Source organism: Caballeronia glathei (genome assembly GCF_000698595.1).
GTDB lineage: Bacteria > Pseudomonadota > Gammaproteobacteria > Burkholderiales > Burkholderiaceae > Caballeronia > Caballeronia glathei.
The window spans coordinates 1-531 of sequence record NZ_JFHC01000294.1; the positions used below are offsets into that span (position 1 = coordinate 1).

General features: G+C 63.5%; 1 pseudogene. It reads left to right on the top strand.

The window, feature by feature from the left end:
- Nucleotides 1-531, top strand: a pseudogene (locus BG61_RS38850) (hypothetical protein); the annotation flags it as partial.

The window sequence follows — 531 nt, forward strand, 5'->3', positions numbered from 1 at the left end:
ACGGTTGGCGCGGACGGCAAGATCAGCCAGCCGTCGTACCAGATCGGCGACAAGACTTACGGCGACGTCGGCAGTGCGCTGAACGGCATTTCGGGCGCAGCTGCAAGCCTGAAATACGTCAGCTTCGGCACGTCCATCGACGAGACGGGTAATCCGCATCCGGCAGCGGTTGCCAGAGGTGTGAATGCGGTGGCCATCGGCGGCAACGCGGCGGCATCGGAAGAAAACAGCTTCGCACTCGGGACGAAGTCACGCGCGTTTGGTGTTGGCTCCGTGGTGATCGGCTACGGCTCGCAGGCAAACGGCGCCAACTCGGTCGCGATTGGCGCGAACTCGGTGGCGTCGGGCGATAATCTGGTCTCGGTTGGTAACTCGAGCCTGAAGCGCCGTATCGTGAACGTGGCCGATGCCACGAACAAGAATGACGCCGTGAACCTCGGCCAGGTCGAGACACTTCTGAGCCAGGCCAGGACGACGAGCCAACAGGCACCGATGAGCCGCGCTGCGGTGATGCGGGCCGCTTCAAGCCTG